We start from the raw sequence: 26,500 nt of genomic DNA on the forward strand, positions 1-26,500 counted from the left end.
CGTTCTGGCGTGTGGGTGGACGCACGCCGCACCGGTCGCGGCGCGCGGTGGCTCCGGCCGAAGGGCCCACGGCGACGCGACCATCCATGCGGCGGGGTCGGCGAATCTTGTGACCACGCGATCGCTCTGACACACTTTTGGCGCGACCGCGGCGACCCCCGCGGTGCACGCACGAGATTCTGGCTTCGCGGCCGCCCGAGGCCGAACAACGTGGAGATTCCTTCGATGAAGACGCGCAAGGTTGCACTGCTGGCGGCGACCGCCACCCTGTTCGGGCTCACCAGCTGCCAGGACGGCCGGGACGAGCCCATGCTGACCTCGGCGGACGACACCACGATGTCGTCGGTGACCATCACCACCACGGTCGGTGCCGATTCGACCACCGCCGAGGAGAGCGGCACCACCGGGCCCAAGCTCGACTCGCTGGTCGACACCACCGGCGGCCCCGGCGACTGCGTGGGCGACGGCAACTGCACGATGATCGACCTCGTGTTCGTCATCGACAACAGCGGCACCATGGGTGAGGAGCAGCTCAACCTCGCGGCCAACTTCCCGCTGCTCGTCAACCAGCTGCGCAACCTGACCGACGCCGCGGGCAACATGCTCTACCCGAGCGTCAACATCATGGTGACCACGACCGACTTCGGTCACCCGTTGTGCACGCCGTTCGAGAAGCCCGACTACGAGCCGCGCCGCGGCGCACCGGTCTATCAGGGCTGCAACGCCCGCATCAACCGCTTCACCGGCCTGGGCAACCACAACCCCTTCGTCATCGAAGAGGCCTGCACCGCGAGCTGTCCGATGGACATCGCCCCGGCCGACCAGTTCCTGCACTTCGATGCGCTCGGCACCAACGTCCCGACCGACGACCCCGCCAAGGCGCTGTCGTGCATCGGCCCCCAGGGCATCGACGGCTGCGGCTACGAGGCTCCGCTCGAGACCATGCTGCAGGCCATCAACCCCACCGCCTGCTGGAACAACCCCAACACCGACGAGTGCAACGCCTCGGAGGAGTGGGGGCAGTTCAGCAAGCCGTTCCTGCGTGACGGCGCGGTGCTGGCGATCGCGATCGTGACCGACGAGGTCGATTGCTCGGTCGCGGCACCCGAGGGCTTCTCGTACTTCACCAACGAGGCGCAGAACGAGTTCTGGGAGGTCAACCCGCACACCGGCAGCCCGGCGCCGTCGTCGGCGATCTGCTGGAACGCGGGCGTGCAGTGCAGTGGTCCCGACGCGACCGGTGCGTACACGGACTGCGTCTCGACCGACAACGGCGTGCTGCACCCGACCGAGCGCTACACCGCGTACCTCGACTACCTCGTGAAGGACCGCAAGAAGCCGGTGGTGATGCTGGGCATCCTCGGCGTGCCCGAGGTCACCGCGCACAACCCCGACCCACCGTACGAGCCGACCGCCGGCGGTGTCGCTGCGCTCGAGTTCCGCGTCTGGGAGGACACCGATCTCACCCAGGCCGACCTCGACGACGGCGTGGAGGTCGAGGACAAGGTGTGGGAGTTCGGCAACATCGCGCCGGGCTGCAACAACGAGAACGGCAGCGCGATCTTCCCGACCCGCGTGCAGGAGGTCTGCGAGGGCCTCAACCAGCCCGACGATCCGGCCACGCCGAGCATCGACGAGTCGTCGGCGCGTTGCTGCATCGAGTCGATCTGCGATGACGACTTCAGCGCCGCCATCAACTGCCTGACGGGTGCCATCTCGTCGGCGATTCCGCCGGCCGGCTGAGGCCCCTGCGATCCGGCGCGGCGCCGCGGGTGCCGTCGCCGCGGCCGCACGCGTACGGGCGTGGGACCTGGTCCGACCAGGGTCCACGCCCGTCGATCGTTGGGCGTCACTGCTTGCGCAGGAACGCGTTGCCGTGCCGGGTGATCTTGAGGCGACGCTTCACGCCGCTGCCCTCGAGATGCACGAAGCCCTTGGCCCGGAGGCTACGCAGGATGATGCGGAGCTGCTCACCGGTGAGCTTCACCAGCGAGCCCAGCTCGCCCTCGCGCAAGCCACCGCGCTCGGCGAGGCAGCGCAGCACCCGGATGTCGCCGTCGGGGACGTCGGCGCGTCGTCGGATCACGAGCGCGCTGGGATCGCCCAGGTCCATCACCGGGTTGCCGTCGGCGTCGAGCTGGACCTCGGGTGCACGGGGGCTACCGTTCTTCGGCGCCGCGCGCGGTGCCGGCGGCGGCCGCTTGCGCACGGCGTCGATCAGCTCTTGCACCGTGAACAGGCCCAGGACCGCGGACATGTTGGCGCTCGCGCGGGTCGCCGCGACCAGCTCGCCCAACGTCGCGTGATCGGGGAGTGAGGCGATGACGTCGCGCATCACGGTGCGCAGCGACTCGGCCCACGCATCATCGGCTCGATCGGTGGCTTGCGCAGCCTCCGGCTGCTGCTCGGGATGCCCCATGCGGATCTCTTTGCCTCGAGGAAGGAGGGAGGTTCGGCCGAGGTGGAGCCTCGACCGGCCCGCGGCCCCAAGTCGGGCTTCGCGGTGCCTTCGTGGCCTTTCTCGAAGCGACCCGGCCACGGGCGGGCAGGGCTCGATCTCGAAGGGCCGTCGGTTGGGTGCGACGTACCGCCCCCTTTCACCAGGGGCCGGTCACCGGGTCCAGGTCGCGCCATGGGTGGCTGCACGAGCACCGACCCAAGCGCACCATCTCGTTCGAACGACGACGATGTTGCAGAGCGACGGCCGACATTGTCAAGGCCCGCGATGCGCGAGCGGTGCGACCGCGACCCCCCTTCGCCGCATGCCCGCGGGCGGCTTGACCGCGGCACGCCCATCGGGGACAAGGGCGGCCGAGGCATTGGTGGCGATCCATCGTTTCGAGGTCGAGCCACGCGGGCATGGCCGTGACGCACTGGCCGCCGAATGCGCGCATCGAGTTGCGGCACAGCTCGCAGGCGCGGGTGCGAAGGCCGACGCGATCACGTCGCTGGCGTCCACGCTGCGCCCCCACATCCACACTCGCCGGGTCTACCTGCTGGATCTCGAGCTGACCGACGATGAAGCGGCGCGCGTGCTCGCGGCCGTCGTCGATCCGGTCGCGGAGCGCGGCGCGAGCGGCATGTTGTCCGACGCGGCGTGGCCGGCCGACACCGCGGTGCTCACGATCGGCTTCCGTCCCGGGGTCACCGACGCGGTCGGCACCACGCTCAAGCGCGCCGCGCAGGATTGCCTCGGTCGCACCCTCGCGGGGGCGGCCTACAGCGCGCACGCCTACGCGTTCGCGGGCCCGCGTCGCGACGAGATGCTCGAGGCCGCGCGGCGGCTGCTGTGCAATCCGCTGATCCAGCGCGCACGGGTCGACCGGCTGCCACGGGTGCTCGACCTCGAGCTGCCCAAGGCCGGCGCCGCCGATCCGCCGCGGGTCGCGACGGTGCCGCTGCGCGTGGCCGACGACGCGACCCTCCAGCGCATCTCGCAGCAGGGCGTGCTGGCGCTGTCGCTACCGGAGATGCGCGCGATCGCGGCCCACTTCCGCGACCGCGGACGCGACCCCACCGACGCCGAGCTCGAGTGCCTGGCGCAGACGTGGAGCGAGCACTGCAAGCACAAGATCTTCGCGTCGCCGATCGAGCGGGTCGCGGGGGGCACCACCACGATGCTGTCGCAAGGGCTGTTCCGCAGCTTCATCCGCGGCGCCACCGAGGCGGTCGCGGCCGCGCGCGACGACGGCGACGCGCCGTTCTTGGTGTCGGTGTTCCACGACAACGCCGGGGTCGTCCGCTTCACCGACGACGACCACCTCGTCTACAAGGTCGAGACCCACAACTCGCCGTCCGCGCTCGACCCCTACGGTGGGGCGATGACCGGCATCGTCGGCGTCAACCGAGACAGCTTCGGCACCGGGCGCGGCGCCGACCTGCTGACCAACGTGTGGGGCTACTGCTTCGGCGCGCCCGACCACGCCGATGCGCTGCCGGCCGGGCTCATGCATCCCAAGCGCATCCGCGAGGGCGTGCACCATGGCGTCATCGACGGCGGCAACCAGTCGGGCATCCCGTACAGTCGCGGCTTCGAGCTGTTCGACCCACGCTACGCCGGCAAGCCGTTGGTCTTCTGCGGCACCGTGGCCGTGATGCCGGTTGCCAGCGCCGGGCGACCGACCCACGAGAAGCGCGCCGAGGTCGGCGACGCGATCGTCATGGTCGGCGGACGCATCGGCAAGGACGGCATCCACGGCGCCACGTTCTCGAGCGAGCGGCTCGACGAGCACGCGCCGGTGCAGGCGGTCCAGATCGGCGACCCCATCACGCAGAAGATGATGTTCGACATGCTCACGGTCGCGCGCGATCGCGGGCTGTTCAGCTCGATGACCGACAACGGCGCGGGCGGGCTGTCGTCGTCGGTCGGCGAGATGGCGACCAGCAGCGGCGGTGCCGAGCTCGACCTCGCGTGCGCCCCGCTCAAGTACCCCGGGCTGCAGCCGTGGGAGATCCTGGTGTCGGAGGCGCAGGAGCGCATGACGGTGGCCGTGCCGCCGGCGCAGCTGCCCGCGTTCCTCGAGCTCGCCCGACGCTACGAGGTCGAGGCCACCGTGCTCGGTCGCTTCACCGACAGCGGCCGCCTGGTGGTGCGTCACGGCGAGCTCGAGGTGGTCGATCTGCCGCTGTCGTTCCTCCACGACGGCGTGCCGCTGCCGCCGCTGCGCGCCGAGCTGGCGGCGGCGAAGGTGGCCGCCGCGCCCGATCCGTCGCGCACCGCCGACGCGCAGCTGCCCGAGCTCGTGCTCGCGCTGCTGGCGATGCCCGAGCACGCATGCAACGACGCGCTGACGCGACGCTACGACCACGAGGTCAAGGGGCTGTCGGTGATCAAGCCCCACGTCGGGGTCCATCGCGACGTGCCCGCCGGCGCGACCGTCATGCGCGCACGGCATGGTCGCCGCGAGGGCGTGGTGCTGGGCGAGGGCGTGCACCCGTTCTACGCCGACCTCGACGCCCGCGCGATGGCCCACGCCTGCGTCGACGAGGCCGTGCGCCGGGTCGTCGCCGCCGGCGCGCGGGTCGATCGCATCGCCGCACTCGACAATTTCTGCTGGCCCGATCCGGTGCAGAGCGACCGCACGCCCGACGGCGCCCACAAGCTGGCGCAGCTGGTCGCGTGTTGCGAGGGCTTGCGCGAGGCCTGCGTCGCGTTCGGTGTGCCGCTGGTGAGCGGCAAGGACTCGATGAAGAACGACGCCTCGATCGGCGGCGTGAAGATCTCGATCCCGCCGACCTTGCTGGTCAGCGTGATGGCGCAGATCGACGACGTCGGTGGCGCGCTCGATCCGGTTGTCATCGAGGACACCGAGCTGTGGCTGCTCGGGCCCACGGCCGACGAGCTGGGCGGCAGCAGCATCCATCGCCTGCTCGGTCACGGCCTCGCCGGCGCCGTGCCTCAGACCGATCTCGCGGCCGCGGCGGCGCGCCATCGAGCGCTCGCGCAGCTCGTCGCCGACGGGCAGCTCCGCAGCGCGTTGCCGCTGTCGCGGGGCGGGCTCGCGCTCGCGCTGGCCCACACCGCGCTCGCGAGCGAGCTGTCCATCGAGGTCGGCGTCGACGAGCTGGCGGTGGCCTCGGGCTTCGTCGCGTTGTTCTCGGAGTCGACCTCGCGGGTGCTGCTGGGCGTCGCGCCCGAGCGCCGCGGTGCGGTGCAGGCCGCGCTGGGTCGCCATGGCCTCGTCGCGCTCGGCCATGCACGCCGTGGTCGCGCGGGGCTGCGCATCGAGCGTGGCGGTCGAGCGATCGTCGATCTCTCGACGACGCAGCTGCGGGCGCGCTGGGTCGTCGACTGAGAAACGTCGTCTCGCCCACGTCGATCATCCCAGGGGCGCCGACGACGGCCACGGTCCGTGACGGATGCGGCCATGGCCGGGGATGAGGGCGATCGATGGATGTCGTGGGGCGCCGGACGGCGGGGGTGGGAGTGCGGCTGCTGGTCGCGGCCTGGGGGTGTTGGGTCGCGGCCTGCAGCGCGGACGACGTACGGGCGCTCGTGCCGGTCTCGCAGTGCACCACCGACGAGGCCTGCATGGAGGCCGACGATCGCTACGACGTCTGCCAATGGGTCTGCGAGGGCCACGTCACCTACTGCCAGGTGTCGTGCGAGAACGACGGCGACTGTCGCGGACGCGGGCTGCCCGACGACTACGTGTTCTGCGACATCCCTCGGCCGGGCGAGGGCTTCTGCAACCCGTACGGCTACGGCTACCCCGACGGCGCCTGCGATCAGGAGGTCCCGGAGATCCCCGACGCGCCGTAGTCGTCGATCGACTGCTACGCTTGCGCGGCCGTGACGCGACGTGGGTGGATTGCAGCGCTCCCGTGGTTGGTGTTCACCGGCTGCGCGCAGCGCAGCGATCCGGACGCCGCCGATTGCCCACCCGCGGCGGCCGACGCCGCCGTCGAGCCCGGGCCCCCGGGCACGACGCTCGGCGTCGAGGTGTCGCCGCCGCCCGCGACCGCCGACGGGCCGACCCAGGCGCAGTGGCGCGAGCCCACCGCGGCGGTCCGCGATCTGGTCTCGTCGCCGCCCACGCCGATCCCGTGGGTCGATCCGCAGGGGCGATCGATCCTGCTCGGGCACGCGCCCGCGATGCCGCCGCTGTCCGAGGTCGCTCGTCCGTTCGCGGCGCTCGCGGGCGAGCGCATCGACAGCCGCCGTGGCTCGACGCGACGCGTGCGGAGCCTGCACGGGCTCTCGGTGCTGAGCATCGATGGTGGCGACGAGCGCTGGGTCGTGCCGATCGGCGATGCCCAGATCGCCGCACCGAGCTGGTCGCCCGATGGTGCCCACGTCGCGTGGTTGTCGCTGGCCGACGACCACGTGGAGCTGTGGGTCGCGGCGAAGGACGGCAGCGGTGCGCGGCGCTTGCTCGACGTCGTCGACGTGCTGGCGCCGGCGTACCGCTGGGTCGGTCACGATGCACTGCTGGTGCTCGAGGCCCGCCGCGAGGGCGCTGCACCGCCGGCGCCGCGGGTACCGGCGGGGCCGATGATCGAGCTCGCCAACGGCGAGCGTGCGCAGAACCGGACCTGGCAGGACCTGCTGCGCAACGCCCACGACGCCGATCTGTTCGAATACTTCGCGAGCTCGGGGCTCTCGCGCGTGTCGCTGACGGGCGCCAAGACCTCGCTGTCCGAGGTCGGCATGTTCACCGACGTCGAGGCTTCGCCCGATGGGCGCTACGTCTTGATCGAGCGCATCCGTCGGCCGTTCTCGTACGCGGTGCCGAGCTCGAGGTTCGCGCGCGTCATCGAGGTCCGCGACGCCGGCGGCCACGTGGTCGCGACGCTCGCCGACGATGGCCCCGCCGAGACCATCCCCATCGACGGCGTGCGCACGGGGCCGCGCCAGGTGCAGTGGGCACCGAGCGAGCCGGCCACGCTGGTGTGGTTCGAGGCCACCGACGGCGGTGATCCCCGACGACCCGCCGAGGACCGTGATCGCTTGCTGCGAGCGCTGCCGCCGTTCGATGCACCGGTCGAGGTCACCCGCCTGCGCCATCGCGCACGCGGCCTACGTCACCTCGAGGATCGCGCGAGCGTGCTGGCCACCGAGTACGACCGCGATCGCCGGTGGCTGACCACCTGGATGATCGCGCTCGACGGCGCCACACCGCCATCGAAGCTGTTCGATCGCTCGAGCAACGACGCCTACGGCGATCCCGGTGAGCCGGTCGAGCGCGCGCTGCCCGACGGTGGGCACGCAGTGATCGTGCAAGACGGTGCCATGTTCCTCGCCGGTGAAGGCGCCACGCCGGAGGGCGATCGGCCGTTCGTCGATCGCTTCGAGCTCGCCACCGGCACGCGCACGCGCGTGCTCGAGTCGCCGGCGGACGCCTCGCGCGAGCTGGTCGGCTTCGCCGCCGGGCCCGCGGGCGCGCGCATGATCGTGCGCGAGCAGTCCCAGCGTGTGCCGCCCAACCTGCACCTGCGCGAGGTCGATGCGACCCGCGCGCTGACGGCATGGCCCGACCCCCATCCGCAGCTGGCGGGGGTCACCCGCACGTTGCTCAAGTACCGTCGGCAAGACGGGGTGGAGCTGTCGGCGACGCTGTGGCGACCCCCGGGGGAGGCGCCCGCGGGTGGTTGGCCGATGCTGCTGTGGGCCTACCCGCTCGAGTACAACGACAAGGACACCGCCGGTCAGGTACGGGCCTCACCGAACCGATTCCTGCGCGTCACCGGCGGCTCGCCGCTGGCACTGCTCGCGGCCGGCTATGCCGTGCTCGACGACGCGGCGATGCCGGTGGTCGGTGATCCCGAGACCATGAACGACACGTTGCTGCAGCAGCTCACGTGGTCGGCCGCGGCGGCGATCGACGCGGCGGTCGCCACCGGTGACATCGACCGTCGACGCGTCGCCGTTGGCGGCCACTCCTACGGCGCGTTCATGACCGCCAACCTGCTCGCGCACACCGACCTGTTCGCCGCCGGCATCGCGCGCTCGGGCGCGTACAACCGCACGCTGACCCCGTTCGGCTACCAGAGCGAGCGACGCACGCTGTGGGAGGCCAAGGCCACCTACGTCGAGGTCTCGCCGCTGATGCACGCCGAGGCCATCGACGAGCCGCTGCTGCTCGTGCACGGCGAGCTCGACGACAACTCCGGCACCTTTCCACTGCAGTCGCAGCGGCTGTTCCAGGCCATCCGAGGCAACGGTGGCGTCGCGAAACTGGTGGTGCTGCCCCACGAGGCCCACGGCTACACCGCGCGCGAGAACCTGTTGCAGCTGCTCGCCGAGGAGATCGAGTGGTTGGACACCCACCTCGCGAAGCCGGCGGCCGACAGCCCCGTGCGCACCGAGGGCGCGGGCAAGCGCGGCGCGACCGACTAACGCCGGCGTCGCAGCCTCAGGGCTGCGGCGGCGCGTCCTCGGCGGTGGCGTCGGCCGGCGGGTCGCCCTCGGGCGCCGCGGGCTCGTCGGCCGGCGGGGTCGGCTCTGGGGTCGGCTCTGGGGCCGGCTCCGCGCCGACGCTGGCGTCCACACCCACGCTCGCGTCCGGGGTCGCGACCGGTGCGGCGACCTCGGGATCCTGCTTGGTGCGCTTGCGACTGCTGCCCTTGTCCTTGTTCTTGCGACCGCCGTAGCCGAACGAGACGTCGACGTAGATGTTGAACAGCTGGAAGAACTGCCGGTAGACGCCGTTGGCCGAGGGCTGCTTGGTCGGCGACTGGAACTGGTTGAGCGCGCTCTTGCCCTTGGTGCTGGTGCGGAAGAACGCCAGCTCGGTGGCGGTGAACGCGAGCGCGAAGTTCTTGATGATCTGCCAACGCACGCCGGCCGAGATGCTCATCTTGTGCGCGTCCATGAGCGCAGGGTCGAGCGTCTGCAGCGGCACCGCGGTGCTGTCGTAGCCCACGCCGACGTAGCCCTCGACCTGTGGCACGAACCAGTAGCTGGCGCCCACGCGCACGCCACCGGCGTCCTTCCAGAACCGCGGCAGGTGCTGCACCACCGCCGGGTTGGCGTTGCCGCCGAAGTTGGTCGGATCGTCGAGTGCGTTGTCGATGTTGGCGAAGTCGCAGTTGCGATCCGCGACCGAGCGATCGAGCACGCACTGGTTCTTGAACACCGACCAGCGGGTGTAGTCGGCGAACACGCGGATCTCGTACTTCGCGGTCGGGCGCGCGCGAAAGCCCAGGCGCAGGATGTCGGGCATGGTCTGGGTGAGCTCGACCTGGCTCTGCGAGGGCTCGCCGAGCGCGAGGGTGTTGTCGAGCGTGCCCTTGAGCGTCATGCCGCCGGCGACGTTGGGCTGGCTGGTGTACGACAGCCCGATGAAGTACTTGCCCTGCTTCAGCACGTCGTAGATCGCACCGATGCCGAAGCCGCCCTGCCAGCCGTCGACGTTGATGTAGCTGCGGCCCTCCTTGAGCGAGGTGTCCGGCGGCATGCCGTTGACGAGGTCGTCGGTGCCGTCGGCATTGCGCGCGCGGATCGTGACGACGTTCGACTTGATGGCGCTGCCGGTGACGCCGAGCGAGAGGCCGATCTTGCGGATGTTGAAGCCCAGCCCGCCGGTCACGTACATCGAGCGGATGGTGCCGTCGATCGAGTACCACCGCTGCACGCCGTCGGCGGCGCCCGGGAACTGCGAGCTGCCCTGGTAGGTCTTGTTCTTGTCCCACACGGCGGAGCCGCCGAACGGGAAGTACAGCGCGAGGCCGCCGTAGATGAAGTCGGTGCCGAAGTCCGAGGTCACGCCGAAGAACGGCGCGGCGACGGCGTTGAACAGCGTGGCCTTGCCGTCGTTGGCGCCCGGTGCGATGTCGGTGGATTGCGGGCTGTTCACCTCGGAGGCCGGTCGCGTGTAGCTGGCGAAGCGCAGCGCGATGGTGCCGTCGACGAAGATGTGCGTGCCCTTCGACAGCGCGATGCCGGCGGGGTTGTAGTAGAGCGCCGTCGGGTTGTCGGTGGTGGGATGGCCGTGCTCGCCGCCGAAACGCGCGGCGGCGATGCCCGAGGCGTGCGCCTGCGTGGGCCAGGCCGCGGCCGCCGTCAGCAGGCCCAGCGCGGCGATCGTCGGGAGGGTCGTTCGGGTCGCGTGGTTCGATCTCGCGTGGGCCATCGCTGGTCTCGTCGGTTGCGGACTGTGGAGCACGAGGGAGGGTGCCCCGCGGGCGACTCTACAACGGCGGCGGCTTCCCCGGGGCGGGAGATTGCGGCATGCTTCGGCGGCGACCACCCGTCGGACTTCGCCCCGACGTGCCCGCCCGGATCCGACATGACGCAGGCCTTCGATCCCCTCCACGTCGCTACGCTCGCTCGATCGCGATCGCACCTGCGTCGGCTCGCCGTGGCGGCGCCGCTGTGGCTGGCCGCCGGCTGCCCGTCCCCGGAGCCGCAGGAGAAGTACGACGCCTTCTTGGACCAGACCAAGGAGGAGCGCGAGGATGCGGCCAACACCAAGATGGACATGGGCGGCGCGCTGGCGGACGTCAGCGGCACGTTCCTGTTCGCGCTGTCGGCCGTCATCGACCCCACGCACCCGATGCAGTTCTACACCACCGCCACCTTCACCCCCGGGGGCGACGGCGGCACGTTGGCGATGGAGCTGCAGCCGCTCAGCCTCGACGTCGGCAGCACCACCGCGCCGCGCATGCCGGTCGGCGAGATCTTGAGCCTGCCGGCGACGCCGGTCGACGCCGCGGGTGCGTTCGGCTTCGTGATCGAGAACCCCGTGATGGTCACCGGTGCGGCCAACCCGATCACCGGCGGTGACATCGTCGCGACCCTCGAGCTGACCGGCGTGATCCAGACCGAGGACGTCTTCTGTGGCACCGTGACGGGCATGGTCACGCAGCCGCTGATGCTCGATCTGATGGGCTCGACCTTCGCCGCCCAGCGCGTGACCGGCATGGACGCGCTGCCGACCGAGGTGCTCTACGCGTGCCCGTCGGGTCCGGTCGGTGGCACCGACGGCACCGACGGCAGCGGCTCGGGCGGCTCGGGCAGCTCGGGCTAACAGGCGTCCGCCGCTGGGGTTCGCCATGTCGTCGTCCGCTCCGATCACCGCCGCGTCGCCGTCGTCGGCACCGCCGCGCAGTGCATGGTCCTTCGAGCTGGGACCGGTCGCGGGCGCGGCCGCGGTGCGCGTGCTGGTGCTCTCGGGCTATGGCCTCAACTGCGAGGCCGAGACCGCCGCCGGCTTCGCCATGCTCGGCGCCCGCGCGGAGATCATCCACACCGGGGCACTGCTCGAGGCCGGCGCGGCCGCGCTGCAGGGCGTGCACATGCTGGCGTTCTGCGGCGGCTTCTCGTTCGGTGACCACATCGCCTCGGGGCGCGTGCTGGCCAATCGTCTGCGCTTCCGGATGGGCGACGCGCTGGCCCGCTTCGTCGACGACGGCGGCCACGTGATCGGCATCTGCAACGGCTTCCAGACCATCGCCAAGCTGGGGCTGCTGCCGGCCTTCGATCGCCGACCCGGCGACGGACTCGCGCCGCAGCAGATCTCCATCGTCGACAACGACCGCCTCGGCTATCGCAACGCGTGGGTGCGGCTGGGCTTCGATCCCGCGAGCCCGTGCGCGTTCACCCGCGACGGCTCGGGCGCGGTGCTCGAGGTGCCGGCGCGACACGGCGAGGGCAAGCTGATCTTCGCCGACGAGGCCACGTGCGATCGCGCGCTGGCCGACCACCTGGTGCCGCTGCGCTATGTCGACGCGCAGGGCCGCCCGACCCAGCACTGGCCCGACAACCCCAACGGTTCGACCGACGCCGCCGCCGCGCTGTGCGATCGCAGCGGTCGCGTCTTCGGCGTGATGCCGCACCCCGAGGCCTTCCTCTATCCGGAGGCCCATCCCGACTTCACCCGCTGGCGCGCGCGCGGTCACGCACCGGTGCACGGCGACGGGCTCGGTGTCCTCGCCAGCGGCCTGCGCTCCGTCCTGCGCTGACGCGCGTCCGATGGGCCGACATGCCGCACGCGGGCAGCGCCGCGCGGCCCGGCGACGTGTCGACCGTCGACATGGTTGCACGCTGGACCTCGCGCCGGCCGGGGGGCCGGCGATGGCTCACACACGCAGCGGGCCCAGGGCCGGGCATGCAGATCGGGCGCGCCAAACCATGTCAATGTGCCTGCCATGACGGAGTTCGGATCGAGCACCGATCTCGAGACGCTGCGCCGCAGCGGGCGGGGTAAGTTCATCGTCCTCGGCGTGCTGATCGCGGGCGCGCTCGGGGCCGCCGGCTACTCGTTCCTGAAGAAGGGTGGCACCGGCAACCCCGAGGAGGCCGGCAAGGTCCTGGTCGTCACGCGCGGTACGCACGTCGGCTACTCGGTGGTGCTCGAGCGGGTCGGCTTCGAGGCCGCCGAGGGCTCGTTCGAGGCGTGGGTGAACAAGGCCAAGGACGAGGTCCCCGACCTGAAGGTCGACGGCACCGAGGCGATCATGGCGCTCGCCGATCGCTTCGGCTGGGGCTTCGTGGTGTTCGAGCAGCCCGGCGAGGTCGACTTCTCGAAGCTCGACCTCGAGGGCGGCGTGCCGAGCTTCCCCGAGCACGTGCGCTGGGCCGCGGTCTCGGCCGGCGACTTCGCGTTCCCCCACCACCTCACCGTCAACCCCGAGCCCAGCAAGGTCCTGAAGGACGGCACCGTGTCGCTTCTGCAGGCGTTGTTCGAGCAGGAGCAGCTCGCGGCCCTGCGGGAGCCCGACGCGCTGCCGGTCGCGCAATTGCAGCTGCGTGACAAGCTGCGCGAGGCGCTGCGCAAGCTCGACGACGTGCCCGAGGCCGAGCGCATGGCCAACAAGGTCGTCGACGACATCCGCGAGATGCTCACCGAGGGCGAGCGCGGTGCGATGCCGAGCTTGATCGGCGAGCCGCTCGAGAGCGTCGTGGCGCACCCGCTGCCCGACAACACGCTGCTGTCGACCAGCCGTGCGTTCGAGATCGTCACCCGCGATGCGGTGCGCGCCGATCTCGATCTCGCACCCGAAGAATCGCTGTTGGCGGGCGCGGTCGGGGCCGAGCCGGGGCAGCGCACGCCATGCAGCGCGCTGCTCGGTGGCACCGCCCACGTCGGCGACTGGCGGGGCTTCTGGTGGTCGCCCGACGGCGCCGCGCTGCTGTCGGGCTCACACGAGCACGGCGACACGCTGTGGCGCTTCGACGCCACGACGCCCGGCTGCAGCTGGACCGCGCTCGGCGCGGTGGCGCCGGCGCGGGCCGGCATCGAGGGCGACCCGCACGTCAACGGCAAGGGCATGGTCGCGCGCACCGGCAGTCTCGGCGGGCTCGGTGTGATCTCGGTGGTCGCACCCGGCGAGCCCGAGCAGCTGCTCGGCATGCTCGAGTCGACGTCGCTGTCGGACCTGCGGTGGATCGACGACGACCGGCTGGTCGCGATCGGCACCTACGAACTCGACGGCAGCCGCTGGCTGATGTTCTTCAGCCGCAGCGAGAGCCTGAAGGTGCTGGTGGTCTCGACCAGCGTGGTCGAGGGCGCGATGTCGCTGCGCGACGTGGTGGCGGTGCCCGGCGAGCCGGCGTTGCTCGCCGTGCTCGGTGGTGCCGAGGATCGGCTGTTCCGGGTGTCGATGTCGCGGCCGCTGGCGGGCATGTTCGCCGAGCCGCCGCTGGCGCCCGAGAAGACGCCGATCGTCGCCGACGCGCGACCGACGGTGTACGAGCTCGATCCGACGCTGTTCAGCGCGACCCTGCTGGCCAGCACCGCGCAGATCACCGACGTGGTGGTGTCGCCCGACGGCCACCACGCAGCCTTCGTGGTCCGCGGCGGCGACACCGACCCCGACCACGACGACGACGCCGAGATCGCGGTGGTCGACACCAACCGCGCGTCGATGCGCGTGCTGACGCGCAACGAGCTGCGCGACAGCAGCCCGCTGTTCACCGCCGACGGCAAGCACGTGGTGTTCGAGACCCGCGTCGAGCTGCCGCGCAGCAAGTGGGTCGTGACCGCCGCGCGCATGGTCGCGGCCGAGCCGTAGCGCGCTCGGCCCCGCGCGCGGGGACCGAGCACGCCGACCAGCCACCACCATGCGCTACGAGGGCCGCATCTACCGTCCGCCGTCGGAGGCCGACGCGCTCATCCTGCAGGCCACGATCGGCTGCTCGTGGAACCACTGCACGTACTGCGACATGTACAGCGACAAGCAGTTCCGCGTGCGTGCGCTCGAGCCGACGCTGGCGGATCTCGACACCGCGGCGGCGCAGGCCGGCGCGCACATCGACAAGCTGTTCGTCGCCGACGGCGACGCGCTGGTGATGCCGCTGGCGCAGTGGCGACCGATCCTCGAGCGCGCGCGGGCGCGGCTGCCCCGGCTGCGGCGTGTGTCGTGCTACGCGATGGCGCGCAACGTGATCGGGAAGACCGACGACGAGCTCGCACAGCTGCGGGCGCCGGGGTTGTCGCGGCTGTACATCGGCCCCGAGTCGGGCGATGACGCCACGCTGCGGCGCATTGCCAAGGGCGACGACGCGGCCGCCCACGTCGAGGCGGCGACGCGGGCCCATGCCGCCGGCATGGAGCTGAGCGTCATCACGCTGCTGGGCATCGCCGGCGAGCGCAGCGAGGAGCACGCCCGCGCCACCGGCGAGCTCATCACGGCGATGGATCCGGAGTTCGTCGCTGCGCTGACGGTGACGGTGGTGCCGGGCACACCGCTCGCGAAGCTGGCCGCGCGCGACAAGTTCGCGGTGCCGGCGGTGCCCGAGCTGCTGCGGGAGCTGCGTGGCATCGTGCTCCACGCGCGGCCGAGCAACGCCATGTTCCGCACCAACCACGCCTCGAACTACCTGCCGCTGGGCGGGCGGCTGCCGGCCGATCGCGAGCGCATCGTCGAGGTCATCGATGCCGCGCTCGAGGGCCGCATCCCGCTGCGGCCAGAGCGGTCGCGCGGGCTGTGATCAGCGCGTGCCGGTGAGGCTGTAGTCGCCGCGGCAATCGAGGTGCTGCGGCAGCCCTTCGACCTCGACCGCCAACGACGTGGCGAGCCGCACGGCCAGCGTCGCCTCGAAGCTCGCGCCGCCGTCCTCGTCGAACGCGCCGTCGATGCGGCTCAGCAGGTCGCTGGTGACGCCGACGGTGCTGTCGTGGCGGACCGCTGCGAGCACGAAGCCGCCGTCGGCGTCGACGCCCCCCGAGAACGTTGCGCCCAAGCGGTTGCCGTTGGAGAGCTGCAGGGAGAACGAGCTCGCCAGCAGGCCGTCGGCCTCGACCAGCGCCAGCGTGCCGACCAGCGGCACCGGCGGCTCCGACGGCACGCAGGGCGAGAACGACTGCGCGAGCTCGAGGCAGGTGCATCGCTCGAGCTCGAACAGCGTGGTCCAGCTGCCCGAGTGCAGGTCACCGACGGCGTCTCCAGGCGTGCGCGCCAGCTCGCGCAGGCGCTCGCGATCGAGATCACCGATCGGGTCGGCGCAGCCACCCACCGCGGCGCCCATCGTGGCGAGCGCGAGCGCGAGCGCGGCCGGGGGGCGTCTCACGCGGTGGCCCCGAACGCGGCGAGGTGCTCGCGGATCGCCTGCGCGCGGGTGTCGTCGACCAGCACGCGACCGTCGATGTCGCGACCGTGGAGGTGGGCGACGGTCTCTTCGATGCCCAGCAGCGGGAGGATCGGCAGGCCCAGCTCGTCGCGCAGCTCGTCGGCGCAGGTCTTGGATCCGCGGCCGCGCTCCTGTCGATCGATCGCCACGACGACGCCGCTCACGACCACGTCGGGGGCCGCCTCGCGGACCAACGCGACCGCCTCGCGGATCGACTGGCCCGAGGTCACGACGTCGTCGACCACGAGCACGTGCATGCCCGAGGCCGGCGCCATGCCGACGAACACGCCGCCTTCGCCGTGGTCCTTGGCCTGCTTGCGGTCGAAGGCGTAGCCGACGTCGCGTGCGCCATCCGACAACGCCATCGCGGTGGCGACCGCCAGCGGCACGCCCTTGTACGAGGGCCCGAACACGAGGTCGCAGCGCAGCCCGTGGTGGCGTGCGTGGGCCGCGTAGGCCTGGCCGAGCGCCGCGATCGCAGCGCCGGTACGGAGCTGACCGGCGTTGACGAAGTAGGGCGAGCGGCGGCCCGACTTCAGCGTGAAATCGCCGAAGCGCAGGACTTCGAAGCGGAGCAGCAGCTCGAGGAAGGCAGCCTGGTGCGGGAGCATCGCGGGCGCCAGCATATCACCGCCCGCGCGCCCGCTTCCGACGCGCGATCGCGGCGGGGTCGCGTCAGCCCGTCGCGGCCGGCAGCTCGAGCTCGAGGCACGCGCCGCGGCGACCGTCCGGGCGCTCGCGCGCGACCAGCGAGCCGTCGTGCGCGTGCGCGATCTGGCGGCACAGGTAGAGGCCGAGCCCCACGCCGCCGCGGTCGCGCGAGCGCGCGTCGTCGAGGCGGCGAAACGGCTCGAACACGATCTCGCGGTGCTCGGGGGCGATTCCGGGGCCCTCGTCCTGGACCCGCACGACGATGCGATCGCCGTGCCGTGCGGCGGCCAGCTCGATGGTGCCGTCCGGGCAGGCGCGGCGTGCGTTGGCGAGCAGGTTGCTGAACAGACGCTCGAGCAGGAACTCGTCGCCGGCGACCGTGAGCGTGGCGGCGGCGTCGACCTGGGCGTGGACCTTGCCCGCGCAGCGCTGCAGCAGCGGCGCCAGCGGTAGCGCCGTCGCGTCGATCACGGCGCCTTCGCCGGCACGCAGCTCGAGCCGGGCGCCGGTGAGCAGATCGCCGATGAGCGACTCCACCTCGACGATGTCCTGCGCCATCTCGAGCAGGCCCTGCTGCACGCGGGTGATGGGATCGATGATCGGCTTGGAGCCCGGCTTGGCGGGTGTGGCCACCGGCGCGGGCGTGCCGTTGGCGGTGACCTGGGCCAGCCGCTCCTGCAGGATCTCGAGCAGGACCTTGGTGCGAGCGATGGGCGTGCGCAGCTCGTGGGAGACGTTGGCCAGCAGCGTGCGCTGCCCCGCCACCAGCCGCTCGAGTCGCTCGGCCATGTGGTTCACGGCGCCGCCGAGCTCGTCGATCTCGTCGGCGATGCGTGACGGCACCGCAACGCGGTGGGCGAGCTCGCCGTCGGCGATGCGGCCCACGCTGGTCTCGAGCGTGGCGATGCGGGAGGTCAGCGATCGCGATAGCCGCCTGGCCCCGAGCCCGAACGCGGCGGCGAACAGCAGCGTGATCGCGGCACCGATGCCGAGCAGCTGCGGCGGCGCGGCCACGACGTGGGCCAGCGCGACGATCTCGCCCTCGGCGTCGGTCAGGGGGAACACCACGATCGGGTGCTCGCCCTGGCGATGCACGATGGGGCGCCCGCGTCGGAGTCGACGCTCGCGCTGCATGAAGCGCCCCGGGACGTGCTCGGGACCCTGGCCCGCCACGCGGTCGCCGTCGGGGGTGTAGATGGCCGTGCGCGTGCCGAGCCGGTCATCGAAGCGTCGCAGCGTGGTCGTGAGCGCGGCGGGGTCGGCGAGCTGGGCGACCCAGCCGTCGTTGTCGGTCTCGAGCAACTCGAGCGCCTCCGAGACCCACTCGTTGCCGAGCGCCCGGGCCAGCAGCCAGCCACCGCTGCCGACCAGCACCGCCGCGACCACGAACGTCAGCACGAACGTGCCGTAGATGCGCCGGAACAGGCTCGAGCGCCGCTGCGGCGCTGAGCGGCTCATCCGTCGTCTCCGCCGCCCAGCACGTAGCCCACGCCGCGGATGGTCCGCACCAACGTCGTCCCGCTCGGCGACGCCGCACCGAGGGCGGCGCGGATCTTCGACATGTGCACGTCGACCGAGCGATCGACCGCCGGGTCGAAATCGACCGGCGGCTCGCCGCGCAGCCGCCGGACGTCGTTGTAGATCTGTTCGCGAGGCAGCACCTTGCCGGCCGAGCGCGCGAGCACCCACAGCAGGTCGAACTGGAACGCGGTCAACTCGATGGCGTGGCCCTCGAAGCTGGCGGTGTGGCGATCGCGATCGATCACCAGCGCGCCGAACTCGATCAGCTGCGCGGGCTCCCCCGGTGCCGGCGGACCGCCGCGGCGCAGCACCGCGCGCATGCGCGCGAGCAGCTCGCGGGGGCTGAAGGGCTTGGGCATGTAGTCGTCGGCGCCGAGCTCGAGGCCGACGATGCGGTCGACCTCCTCGCCGCGCGCGGTCAGCATGATGATCGGCACGTCGCTGCTCTGTCGCAGCTGTTGGCACAGTGCGAGGCCGTCCATGCCCGGCAGCATCAGGTCGAGCAGCACGATCTCGTGCTCGCCGGCCCGCGCGCGCTCGAGCCCCGCGGCGCCGTCGGCGATGATCTCGACCTCGGCGCCATGGCCTTGGAGGTACTCGGCGGTGCGATCCGCCAGCTTCACGTCTTCGATGAGCAGGACTCGCACGGTGTGATCGGGAGTCTGCCACCTCCATGCCCCGGCGAGCACCGGCAGGGCCGTAAAGCCGCGGTGAAGGCCACGCACGCCGCCGCCGGCGACCCTGCGCACCGGCGGGCCGGGCCGCTCGTTGCCCCGCCGCGCGGCGGGCTGCTACGCTGCGCTCGCCGTGCAGTACCGATGCAGCGCCTGCCATCATGCGTTCGAGGCCGATGCGTCGCCGGGTGAGTGCCCGCGGTGTCACGTCGAGGCCGGACTCGAGCGGCACCACGCACCCGCGCCGCCGATGAAGCTGTTCGGGCTGCTGCTGGGCGCGGTGTTGGTGGCGAGCGCGGTCGGTGGGGTGCTCGGCTTCGTCATGGGTCACGAGCGCGGCGCGACGCCCTCATCGCGATGACGCCGGCGCTTCGCCCCATGGGCGCCCGGGGCGGTCGGGGCGTCCGAACGTTCGCGCGCTGCGGTGCCATCTGATAGTCTCGTGGGCCGAGCCCGAGGCCATTGATCGTCCGCTGCGCGAGTTGCAACACCGAGTTCGCGCTCGATGACCGCCAGGTCGGTCCAGATGGCGCGTCGGTGCGTTGTCTGTCGTGCGCCGCGGTGTTCCGCGTGAGCGCCTCCGACGTCGCAGCGCAGCCGCCGTGGCAGGTGCGCACGATCGACGACCTGCTGTTCACCGCGCCCGACCTCGCGACGCTGCGGGCGTGGATCCTCGAGGGGCGTCTCCACCCCGACGACCGTGTCTCGCGCTCCGGTCGTCACTTCGTGCGGCTGGGCGAGATGCCCGAATTCGCCACCGCGTTCGCCGGCTTTCCCGGGCTGCCGAGCCTCGTCGAGCCCCGCGATCGACCGCCGAGCGAGCGCTCGGCGCTCGACCTGCTGGGGCCGCCGCCGGCGTTCGGCACCCACGCGGGCGAGGACGACAGCGCCGCGCTGGCCGGTGTGCCCGAGCCCGCAGCGACCGATCGCTCGTCGGCGCTCGAGCAGGTGGTCTCGCGCGCGGCGGCCAGCTCGGCGTCGGCCCACCCGGTGCTCGGCGAGGCGGTCGAAGGCACCGGTGAGATCGCGATCCCGACCATGCGCGCGCCGGCGAAGGAGATCGAGCGCAGCTCGGCCTCCGCGTCGAGTGTCGCGGCGGTCGAGCGCGAGCGGGCCGCACCCGCGCCGCCGCCGGCTCCGCGCAGCGGCACCCTCGCGCCCCCGCGCAGCGGCGCGACCCCGACCGCCGTGCACGACGATCGCAGCGGTCGCGCGCTGTCGATGCTCGACGTCGTCACGCACCACGTTCGGCCCATCACCGGGCCGTCGCCCGAGGGCGCGCGCAGGCCCGCCGCGCCCGCGCCCCCGCCACCGCCGGTCGCACCGCCGCCCGCCGCTGCTGCGGGCGAGGCCGCGACGGTGCCGCGCAGCGAGCCGGTGGCCGCGCCCGCGTTGCACCTCGAGCCCAGCGAGCCGCGGCGTCGGCGGGGCGCGTGGCCGGTGTGGGCCGCGCTCGGCATCCTCGCGGGCGCCGCGGTGGTGTTCGGCATCCCGCAGGTGCGCGCGCGCGTGTTCGGGACGCCGCTGCCGACCGAGGCCGTGATCGCCGAGCCGGTGCGCGACGATGCGCCGTTGCTCGCCGACGCCGACGCGGCGATCGTCGCCGCCGATCCGACTGCGCTGGCCCGCGCCGACGCGGCGCTCGAGGTTGCGATCGCCGGCGGTGCATCGGCGCTCGGCGACGCCCAGGCCGAGGTGTTGGCGACGCGCGCACTCGTGCACGAGCTATGGGGCGCGGTCGATCCGGCGATGCGTGCCGACGCCCGCTTCTGGGCGCAGGAGGACGCGGGCCGGGCCGCAGGTCTGCTCGATGCCGCCGCCGGCGATGGCACCTCGCGACGCATGCGCGCTGCGGTGCTGCTGCGGGTCGCGCAGGGGCGCAGCGACGCCGACGGCCTCGCGCTCACCGATCAGCCCGAGCTGTCGGCACTGCTGGCAGCCGCGCCGCTGCTGCGCGACGCCAAGGCCGAGCTCGCCGGGCCGGCACGCGACGCCCTGCAGTCGCTCGCGCGGCCGACGACGCTGGCGCGGCTGGTGCTCGCGCTCGATCGGCTGCACGCCGGTGACCGTGAGCGCGCGCGTGCGATCGCCGAGGCAGTGCTTGCGCAGGCGCCCGGACAACCCGTCGCGCGTGCCATCGTGCGGGCGCTCGAGCTGCCGGCGACCGTGGCCCAGGCCACGCCCGAGGCGGTCGCTCCCGTCGCCACGACGGTGGTCGAGCCGACCGCTGGCCAGGGCACCGCGCCCGAGGCGGTCGGCGAGTCACCCGATCGCCTCATCGATCGCGGGTGCCGCAAGTCGGAGTCCGGTGACGCACCGGGGGCCATCGCGCTGCTGCGCAAGGCGCTGGAGAAGAAGCCCGGTGATCTCGACGGGCTCCTGTGTCTCGGCGACGCGTACAGCCGCAGCGGCGCCTACGACAACGCGCTCAAGTCCTACGCCAAGCTACTCGAGCGCTCGCCCAACATGATGTCGGGGCTGCAGGGCGCGGGTAAGGCCGCGGCCAAGCTCGGACGCACGGCCAAGGCGGTCGGGTACTACAAGCGATTGCTCGAGCACGATCCGTCGCACGCGCAGGCCCGCGCGTACGTCGACGCGCACGCGGGCGAGGCGGATGGGGCCGGCGATGCCGGCGAAACGGGCTGACTGGGAGGGGGCGCGTGGGCGAGGCGGACAACGACGACGGATTGAGTTGGGATGACCTGCAGACGCAACGCGAGGCCCAGGCGCGTCGCTCGGCGCAGCTGAGCCCCGCCGAGCGCGAGGCGCTGCGGAAGCTGCATCTCATGCACTGCCCCAAGTGCGGCATGGAGCTGAGCGAGATCACGTTCCGCGGTGTGAAGGTCGACAAGTGCTTCGCCTGCGGCGGCGTCTGGCTGGACGACGGCGAGCTCGAGGAGCTCGCCGGGAAGCCGGGCTTCTTCGAGGCGCTGCGCCGCCTGTTCGCCGGTGCGTGAGCGCCAGCGGCGGCCCACCGCCGCGCTAGCGAGGTACTAGGCTGTGTCCGGTTTCCCATCAAGCCCCGAAGATGCGTAGATAGCGGTGGATGAAGGCAAGCCGGACCATCCCGCCGAAGTTGATGGCGGTCTTCTCGAAGCGGGTCACCACGCGTCGCGACTCCTTGAGCCAGCCGATGAGGCACTCGACGATGCTGCGGCGCCTGTAGAGGCGCTTGTTGAAGGCGACCGGGCGCAGCGCTCGAGTCTCGTTGGGCTTCGTGGGGATCACTGGTGTGATCCCCAGGGCGAGGAGATACCTATCGATCCACTCCGCGCGGTAGCCCTTGTCGCCTGCGAGTGCCAACGGCCACTCCATGACGACACCTCGATCATCATGCAGTGCTTCGTCAGCACCTTGAAGGACCGGCGCGAGCATCGGTCCGTCGTGGGCTTGTCCGGCGCTGAGCTCGAAGTGGAGTGGGTGGCCCTCAACGTCACACAGGATGTGGATCTTCGTGCCCCAGCCCCGCGGAGCGCCCCAGAGCGTGATCCGCTGGCTCCTGCGGATCGGATCTTTTTCCCCCCGCCGCTGCTGCAGCGCGCAGCTCGAATCGATGTCCCGTCGATGCACCACAACTCGGAGGGGTCCGCGTCGTGCGGGACGGCGATGCTCCGCAATCGCCGAAGTACGCGGTCGAACGTCTCGTCCTTCGTCCACTTGTCGAAGAAGTCCCAGGCGGTCGACCATGGGCCGAAGCACTCCGGTAGGTCTCGCCACGGAGCCCCAGTTCGCAACACCCAGAAGATCGCGTCGAGCATGAGACGACGATCCCGCGGCCGCCGACCGGTCTTGAAGTTGTTCGTCGGGAACAGGTCCCCGATCAGCTCCCACTGCGCGTCGGTAAGGCGGTGGCGAGGCATGCCCGTCGTGGTCATGCCCCCTTGGATCACGGATCCCCGATCCGCCCAAGGACTTGACGGTTTCGGGGAAACCGGACACAGCCTAGTACCTCGACACAGCGATAGTGACGGGCCATAACACCGCCCTGACCGCGCCTCGCTGCGTTGCCGCACCTTGAAATACGCCCGGTATTCCGGCGGCACGGCGCCTTGCGGAGTCGCGGCCATGACGGCGTTCTGACCCATCACTATCGCTGTGTCGAGGTACTAGTCGCCGTAGCTGCGGGCGAGCGCCCGCAGCAGCGCGACCACCGAGCCGTCGTCGAAGCCATGCAGATCGTCGCCGAACTCGAGCGTGGCACCGGTCGGCGCGAGCGACAGCTGTAGGGTGGGGAACGGCAGGCACGCGTCGAGCAAGCCCTCGCCGTGCTGCTCGAGCGCGCGGACCGAGCCCTGCACGCGATGCGTCCGCGCCAGTGGATGGTTGGGTCGTACGTTGCCCTCGCCCGGGCACAGCACCACGTCGGCGCGGCCGTGTGTGGCCCCGCCGAGCCGCGCGCCGACGTGGATCCGCTCGCCGCGGACGTGGGCCTTGAGCTCGAGCGGCAGGCCACGCAGCTGGCCGCGCACCGCGTGGAGCAGCGGCGCGCGACGGCCGTCGCCGGCGACGGTGGTGTGCTCGAGCGCGAGCGTGGCCGCGATGGTGTCGAACACCGCTGCGATCGGGCGCGTCGGCGGTCGGGCCGGGGCGCGCACGCCGTCCAGATCGACGAGGAACAGGAGGAGGCCGGCGGCAGACATCATCACCAGCTGCGGACTCGACCAACCCACGCCCGCCACCAACACCAACGCGAAGCCGATGCCGCGGTCGCGCGCGTCGTCCGAGCCCAGCGAGCCGCCGGCGGTCTGCAGCGCCAGGAACGCGCCGACCATGACCACCAGCAGCACCGGCGTCGACACGTACTCGGGGTACGGCGGCGTGAAGCCCAGCATCGACTGGGCGAGCGGCCCGAGCCCGTCCTCGAGCTTGCCGAAGCTGCCGCGGTAGACGAGGTAGAGCGTGGCCACCGACAGCGCCGACAGGCCGGTCATCACGATCGCGATGCCCCGCGGCGGGCGCGGGCGCAGTAGCACGGTGAGGGCGGCGGCGGCGGCCACGAGCAGGCCGAGGAACACCGCGCGCAGGCCCGGCGGCACCGCGGCCTGACCGAGCGCGAACGGACCCGACGCTAGCGCGCGCACACCGAGCGGCAGCCACAGCACCACCGCGGCCCAGCGGATGCGCGAGCGTGGCTCGCTCACCAGCTCGAGCAGCGCCAGCGCGAAGGTGGCGAGCAGCACCGCGATCACCGTGATGCCGTGGGCGAGCATCACCTCGCGCGGCGCCTCGCGCAGCTGCGCGAGATGACCCCAGCTCGCGGCCGACACCGCGACCGCGATGGTTGCCGCGATCGGCCAACGCCACCACGGTCGCGATCGATCGCGGGCGAGCCCGACCGCGATCACGGCGCAGGCCAGCACGCACAGCATCGCGACGAAGTGATGCAGCAGGAACTCACCGTGCAGCGCCAGCCCGACGCTGGTCATGCGCCGCGACAGCGGCCACAGGATCGACACCTGCCAGGTCAGGAACACCGCCGCGGCGACCAGCACCCGCCGGCGCAGCACCCACAGGGCCGCGAGCCCCACGGTGACCCCGGTCGCCGCCGCGAGGTAGACCCAGGGGCCCTCCTGCGAGGCCAACGTGAGCTGGTCGAGCCGCTCCATCCCGAGCACGGCGCTCGCGAGGACCTGCAGCAGGCCACCGACGAGGGCGAACGCGGTGAGCGTGGCTGCGGTCGATCGTGCGTCCACGGTCGCTCGGAAGAGCCTGGTGTAGCACGAACGAGCGCACGCTTTCGGCCTCGGGTGCCCGCTTGGCGCCGGTTTCTTGGCCCCCGGGCTCGAGTTGTCCTACATGTAGGCACATGTTCGGATCCGGGCTGATCTCAGGGGCGATGGCGGCGATCCTCGCGGGGGTCCTGGCGGCGGCGAGCCCCACGGCCGCGCCGGTCGGGCCGCGGCCCGTGCTCGAGCACGCCTACACGATCGTGCTCGATGCCGGGCACGGCGGCACCAACTCCGGCTGCGCGAACGGCCGCGGCGACGTGCACGAGAAGGACGTCAGCCTCGCGCTCGTGCGGGAGGTCCGCGCGATCCTCGAGGAGCGGCTGCCCCACGCAAAGGTGGTGCTGACCCGCGACGACGACCGCACGCTCGCGCTGGCCGATCGCGTCGCGCTGGCCAATGAGGACGGCGCGGATGTGTTCGTCAGCATCCACGCCAATGCGTCGCCGCGCCACGACCAGAGCGGCTTCGAGACCTACGTGCTCGACGCCAAGGCCAGCAGCCTCGACGCGGCCATCACTGCGCGGCGCGAGAACGCCGGCGAGGGCACCGCACCGGTCGCCGGCGGGGCCACGCCGCAGGCCCAGGCGATGGTCGAGCAGCTGCGGGCCGCCGCCCACCGCAACGCCGCGGTCGCGCTCGCGGCCGCGATCCAACAGGGCCAGGCGGAGCGCTTCCCCGGCCGCGCCAACCGGGGCGTGCGCCAGGCCAGCTTCGACGTGCTGCTCGGGGTGCACATGCCGGCGGTGCTGTTCGAGGCCGGATTCCTCGATCACGACGCGGACCACCGCGTGCTGGTCGACGGTCCGCAGCGCCACGAGATCGCCATCGGCGTCGCCGAGGCACTGATCGAGCAGTACCGCCGCGCCCAGCGAGTGCGGCCGATCGGTCGCGCGCCGCAGGGCGGCGAGTCGTCGGCGCCGGCGCGCTGAGGTGATCGAGCTACTAGAAGCGGGCCAGCACCGCGGTGACGTTGTCGCGCCCGCCGGCCGCGTTGGCCTGCTCGATGAGCCGCAGCACCACGGCCTCCACCGGCAGGTGGGTCGCCCGCAGCGCGGCCGTGAGCGCGTCGTCGTCGAGCATGTCGTAGAGCCCGTCGGTGCACAGCAGCAGCTGATCGTCGATGCGCAGCTCGATGCGGCGCAGCTCGATGTCGAGATCGTCGGTCTTGCCGCCGACCGCGTTGACGAGCACGTGCGATAGTCGCGAGTGGGCGGCCTCCTGGGGCGTCAGCAGGTTGCCGTCGACCATCTGCTGCGCGAGCGTGTGGTCGATGGTCAGCCGATGCAGCTCGTCGTCGCGCATGAGGTACGCGCGACTGTCCCCGACGTGCACCAGCAGCAGCTCGGGCCAGGCCACGTAGGCCATGGTCAGCGTGGTGCCGAGGGACTTGTCGAGCGCCTTGCGCTCCGCCACCCGACGCACGCGTTGCTGTGCGGTGCGCACCGCGTCCTGTAGCCCCTGCGCCAGCTCGTCGCTGCTGCACTCGCTGCGCCGCTGCACCCACGGCATCGCCTCGAAGCAGTAGTGGGCCATCGCATCGATGGTCACCGCGCTCGCGACCTCGCCACCGCCGTGGCCACCGATGCCATCGGCGACCACGAGGATGCGACCCTGGGGCGTGTCGACCAGGCGCGTGCCGGCCTGCGCGGGCAGGCTCGAGCCCTCGATGAGCAACGATCGCTCGAGCGCTGCGACCAGGAACTGATCCTGGTTGTTCTTGCGCACGCGACCGACATCGGTCGCGCCGAACACCTCGGCGACGACCGCGGGGTTGGCCGCGATCGCGCTGGCGTCCGCGAGGCTGCGCAGCCCGAAGGTCGGACTCGACGACAGCAGCTTGAGCGTGCGGTTCGCGGTGCTCGAGCTGGGCTGGGTGTCCCCGGGGTTGGCGTCGTCGCTCACCCCCCGTT

General features: G+C 72.0%; 21 protein-coding genes and 1 pseudogene. 12 read left to right on the forward strand and 10 right to left on the reverse strand.

Annotated elements, in window-relative coordinates:
- Window positions 1-225: 225 nt before the first annotated feature.
- Window positions 226-1,743, forward strand: a complete 1,518-nt coding sequence (locus tag IPH07_01515; protein ID MBK6916055.1) for a hypothetical protein — start codon at window positions 226-228, stop codon at window positions 1,741-1,743.
- Window positions 1,744-1,849: 106 nt separating this feature from the next.
- Here IPH07_01515 and IPH07_01520 read toward each other — a convergent pair whose 3' ends face one another.
- The gene (locus IPH07_01520; GenBank protein ID MBK6916056.1) at window positions 1,850-2,419 is read right to left on the reverse strand and encodes a hypothetical protein; all 570 of its coding nucleotides are present in this window, start codon (window positions 2,417-2,419) and stop codon (window positions 1,850-1,852) included.
- Window positions 2,420-2,822: 403 nt separating this feature from the next.
- Here IPH07_01520 and IPH07_01525 point away from each other — a divergent pair, with 403 nt between their 5' ends.
- The 3 genes from IPH07_01525 (at window position 2,823) to IPH07_01535 (ending at window position 8,839) form a co-directional block, all read left to right on the forward strand.
- On the forward strand, window positions 2,823-5,795 hold the full coding sequence (locus IPH07_01525) for a phosphoribosylformylglycinamidine synthase (protein MBK6916057.1): 2,973 nt from the start codon (window positions 2,823-2,825) through the stop codon (window positions 5,793-5,795).
- 125 nt (window positions 5,796-5,920) lie between these two features.
- On the forward strand, window positions 5,921-6,262 hold the full coding sequence (locus IPH07_01530) for a hypothetical protein (GenBank protein ID MBK6916058.1): 342 nt from the start codon (window positions 5,921-5,923) through the stop codon (window positions 6,260-6,262).
- A gap of 30 nt (window positions 6,263-6,292) precedes the next feature.
- Entirely contained in the window at window positions 6,293-8,839 is a 2,547-nt protein-coding gene (locus IPH07_01535) for a S9 family peptidase (protein MBK6916059.1), read from the forward strand.
- A 16-nt stretch (window positions 8,840-8,855) separates the two neighbouring features.
- On the opposite strand, the gene IPH07_01540 is transcribed toward IPH07_01535, so the two are convergent.
- The gene (locus IPH07_01540) at window positions 8,856-10,574 is read right to left on the reverse strand and encodes an outer membrane protein transport protein (GenBank protein ID MBK6916060.1); all 1,719 of its coding nucleotides are present in this window, start codon (window positions 10,572-10,574) and stop codon (window positions 8,856-8,858) included.
- A gap of 156 nt (window positions 10,575-10,730) precedes the next feature.
- On the opposite strand from IPH07_01540, the gene IPH07_01545 reads away from it, so the two are divergent.
- From IPH07_01545 to IPH07_01560, 4 genes are all read left to right on the forward strand, one after another.
- Window positions 10,731-11,471, forward strand: coding sequence for a hypothetical protein (locus tag IPH07_01545; protein ID MBK6916061.1), 741 nt, complete (start codon window positions 10,731-10,733; stop codon window positions 11,469-11,471).
- 25 nt (window positions 11,472-11,496) lie between these two features.
- On the forward strand, window positions 11,497-12,405 hold the full coding sequence (locus tag IPH07_01550) for a phosphoribosylformylglycinamidine synthase subunit PurQ (protein ID MBK6916062.1): 909 nt from the start codon (window positions 11,497-11,499) through the stop codon (window positions 12,403-12,405).
- Between the two features lie 186 nt (window positions 12,406-12,591).
- Complete coding sequence (locus IPH07_01555; GenBank protein ID MBK6916063.1) at window positions 12,592-14,457, forward strand: hypothetical protein; 1,866 nt, start codon at window positions 12,592-12,594, stop codon at window positions 14,455-14,457.
- A 49-nt stretch (window positions 14,458-14,506) separates the two neighbouring features.
- Window positions 14,507-15,376, forward strand: a complete 870-nt coding sequence (locus IPH07_01560; GenBank protein MBK6916064.1) for a radical SAM protein — start codon at window positions 14,507-14,509, stop codon at window positions 15,374-15,376.
- Here the strand turns inward: IPH07_01560 and IPH07_01565 are convergent, their stop codons facing one another.
- From IPH07_01565 to IPH07_01580, 4 genes are all read right to left on the reverse strand, one after another.
- Window positions 15,377-15,955, reverse strand: a complete 579-nt coding sequence (locus IPH07_01565) for a hypothetical protein (GenBank protein ID MBK6916065.1) — start codon at window positions 15,953-15,955, stop codon at window positions 15,377-15,379.
- Window positions 15,952-16,626 carry an orotate phosphoribosyltransferase gene (gene pyrE, locus IPH07_01570; GenBank protein MBK6916066.1) on the reverse strand — a complete coding sequence of 225 codons (675 nt, stop codon included), beginning with the start codon at window positions 16,624-16,626 and terminating at the stop codon, window positions 15,952-15,954. The genes IPH07_01565 and pyrE overlap by 4 nt, the downstream gene beginning before the upstream one ends.
- Before the next feature lie 64 nt (window positions 16,627-16,690).
- Window positions 16,691-18,124 (reverse strand): HAMP domain-containing protein, encoded by a 1,434-nt coding sequence (locus tag IPH07_01575; GenBank protein MBK6916067.1) that lies wholly within the window; start codon window positions 18,122-18,124, stop codon window positions 16,691-16,693.
- A complete protein-coding gene (locus IPH07_01580) occupies window positions 18,121-18,876 on the reverse strand; it encodes a response regulator transcription factor (GenBank protein MBK6916068.1) in 756 nt (251 codons plus the stop codon). The genes IPH07_01575 and IPH07_01580 overlap by 4 nt, the downstream gene beginning before the upstream one ends.
- A 118-nt stretch (window positions 18,877-18,994) precedes the next feature.
- Between IPH07_01580 and IPH07_01585 the strand changes: the two genes are divergently transcribed.
- The 3 genes from IPH07_01585 to IPH07_01595 all read left to right on the forward strand — a co-directional run bounded on the left by IPH07_01585 (window position 18,995) and on the right by IPH07_01595 (window position 21,818).
- Window positions 18,995-19,222 (forward strand): hypothetical protein, encoded by a 228-nt coding sequence (locus IPH07_01585; protein MBK6916069.1) that lies wholly within the window; start codon window positions 18,995-18,997, stop codon window positions 19,220-19,222.
- A 101-nt stretch (window positions 19,223-19,323) separates the two neighbouring features.
- On the forward strand, window positions 19,324-21,507 hold the full coding sequence (locus tag IPH07_01590) for a zinc-ribbon domain-containing protein (GenBank protein MBK6916070.1): 2,184 nt from the start codon (window positions 19,324-19,326) through the stop codon (window positions 21,505-21,507).
- A gap of 140 nt (window positions 21,508-21,647) precedes the next feature.
- A complete protein-coding gene (locus tag IPH07_01595; protein MBK6916071.1) occupies window positions 21,648-21,818 on the forward strand; it encodes a zf-TFIIB domain-containing protein in 171 nt (56 codons plus the stop codon).
- 58 nt (window positions 21,819-21,876) lie between these two features.
- On the opposite strand, the gene IPH07_01600 is transcribed toward IPH07_01595, so the two are convergent.
- The 3 genes and pseudogenes from IPH07_01600 to IPH07_01610 all read right to left on the reverse strand — a co-directional run bounded on the left by IPH07_01600 (window position 21,877) and on the right by IPH07_01610 (window position 24,554).
- The gene (locus IPH07_01600) at window positions 21,877-22,431 is read right to left on the reverse strand and encodes an IS5 family transposase (GenBank protein MBK6916072.1); all 555 of its coding nucleotides are present in this window, start codon (window positions 22,429-22,431) and stop codon (window positions 21,877-21,879) included.
- A pseudogene (locus tag IPH07_01605) lies at window positions 22,344-22,946 on the reverse strand (IS5 family transposase). The gene IPH07_01600 and the pseudogene IPH07_01605 overlap by 88 nt, the downstream one beginning before the upstream one ends.
- 21 nt (window positions 22,947-22,967) lie before the next feature.
- On the reverse strand, window positions 22,968-24,554 hold the full coding sequence (locus IPH07_01610) for a hypothetical protein (protein MBK6916073.1): 1,587 nt from the start codon (window positions 24,552-24,554) through the stop codon (window positions 22,968-22,970).
- A 143-nt stretch (window positions 24,555-24,697) separates the two neighbouring features.
- On the opposite strand from IPH07_01610, the gene IPH07_01615 reads away from it, so the two are divergent.
- A complete protein-coding gene (locus IPH07_01615) occupies window positions 24,698-25,519 on the forward strand; it encodes an N-acetylmuramoyl-L-alanine amidase (protein ID MBK6916074.1) in 822 nt (273 codons plus the stop codon).
- 13 nt (window positions 25,520-25,532) lie between these two features.
- Here IPH07_01615 and IPH07_01620 read toward each other — a convergent pair whose 3' ends face one another.
- Window positions 25,533-26,492, reverse strand: a complete 960-nt coding sequence (locus IPH07_01620) for a serine/threonine-protein phosphatase (GenBank protein ID MBK6916075.1) — start codon at window positions 26,490-26,492, stop codon at window positions 25,533-25,535.
- Window positions 26,493-26,500: the final 8 nt, after the last annotated feature.

Source organism: Deltaproteobacteria bacterium, from assembly GCA_016709225.1.
GTDB lineage: Bacteria > Myxococcota_A > Polyangia > Nannocystales > Nannocystaceae > Xiheibacterium > Xiheibacterium phototrophicum.

Bases quoted from the DNA above. Each gene is read 5' to 3' on its own strand.
- IPH07_01515 (MBK6916055.1), top strand. From the start codon at position 226: ATGAAGACGCGCAAGGTTGCACTGCTGGCGGCGACCGCCACCCTGTTC.
- IPH07_01520 (MBK6916056.1), bottom strand. From the start codon at position 2,419: ATGGGGCATCCCGAGCAGCAGCCGGAGGCTGCGCAAGCCACCGATCGA.
- IPH07_01540 (MBK6916060.1), bottom strand. From the start codon at position 10,574: ATGGCCCACGCGAGATCGAACCACGCGACCCGAACGACCCTCCCGACG.
- IPH07_01545 (MBK6916061.1), top strand. From the start codon at position 10,731: ATGACGCAGGCCTTCGATCCCCTCCACGTCGCTACGCTCGCTCGATCG.
- IPH07_01550 (MBK6916062.1), top strand. From the start codon at position 11,497: ATGTCGTCGTCCGCTCCGATCACCGCCGCGTCGCCGTCGTCGGCACCG.
- IPH07_01555 (MBK6916063.1), top strand. From the start codon at position 12,592: ATGACGGAGTTCGGATCGAGCACCGATCTCGAGACGCTGCGCCGCAGC.
- IPH07_01560 (MBK6916064.1), top strand. From the start codon at position 14,507: ATGCGCTACGAGGGCCGCATCTACCGTCCGCCGTCGGAGGCCGACGCG.
- pyrE (MBK6916066.1), bottom strand. From the start codon at position 16,626: ATGCTCCCGCACCAGGCTGCCTTCCTCGAGCTGCTGCTCCGCTTCGAA.
- IPH07_01575 (MBK6916067.1), bottom strand. From the start codon at position 18,124: ATGAGCCGCTCAGCGCCGCAGCGGCGCTCGAGCCTGTTCCGGCGCATC.
- IPH07_01595 (MBK6916071.1), top strand. From the start codon at position 21,648: ATGCACTGCCCCAAGTGCGGCATGGAGCTGAGCGAGATCACGTTCCGC.
- IPH07_01615 (MBK6916074.1), top strand. From the start codon at position 24,698: ATGGCGGCGATCCTCGCGGGGGTCCTGGCGGCGGCGAGCCCCACGGCC.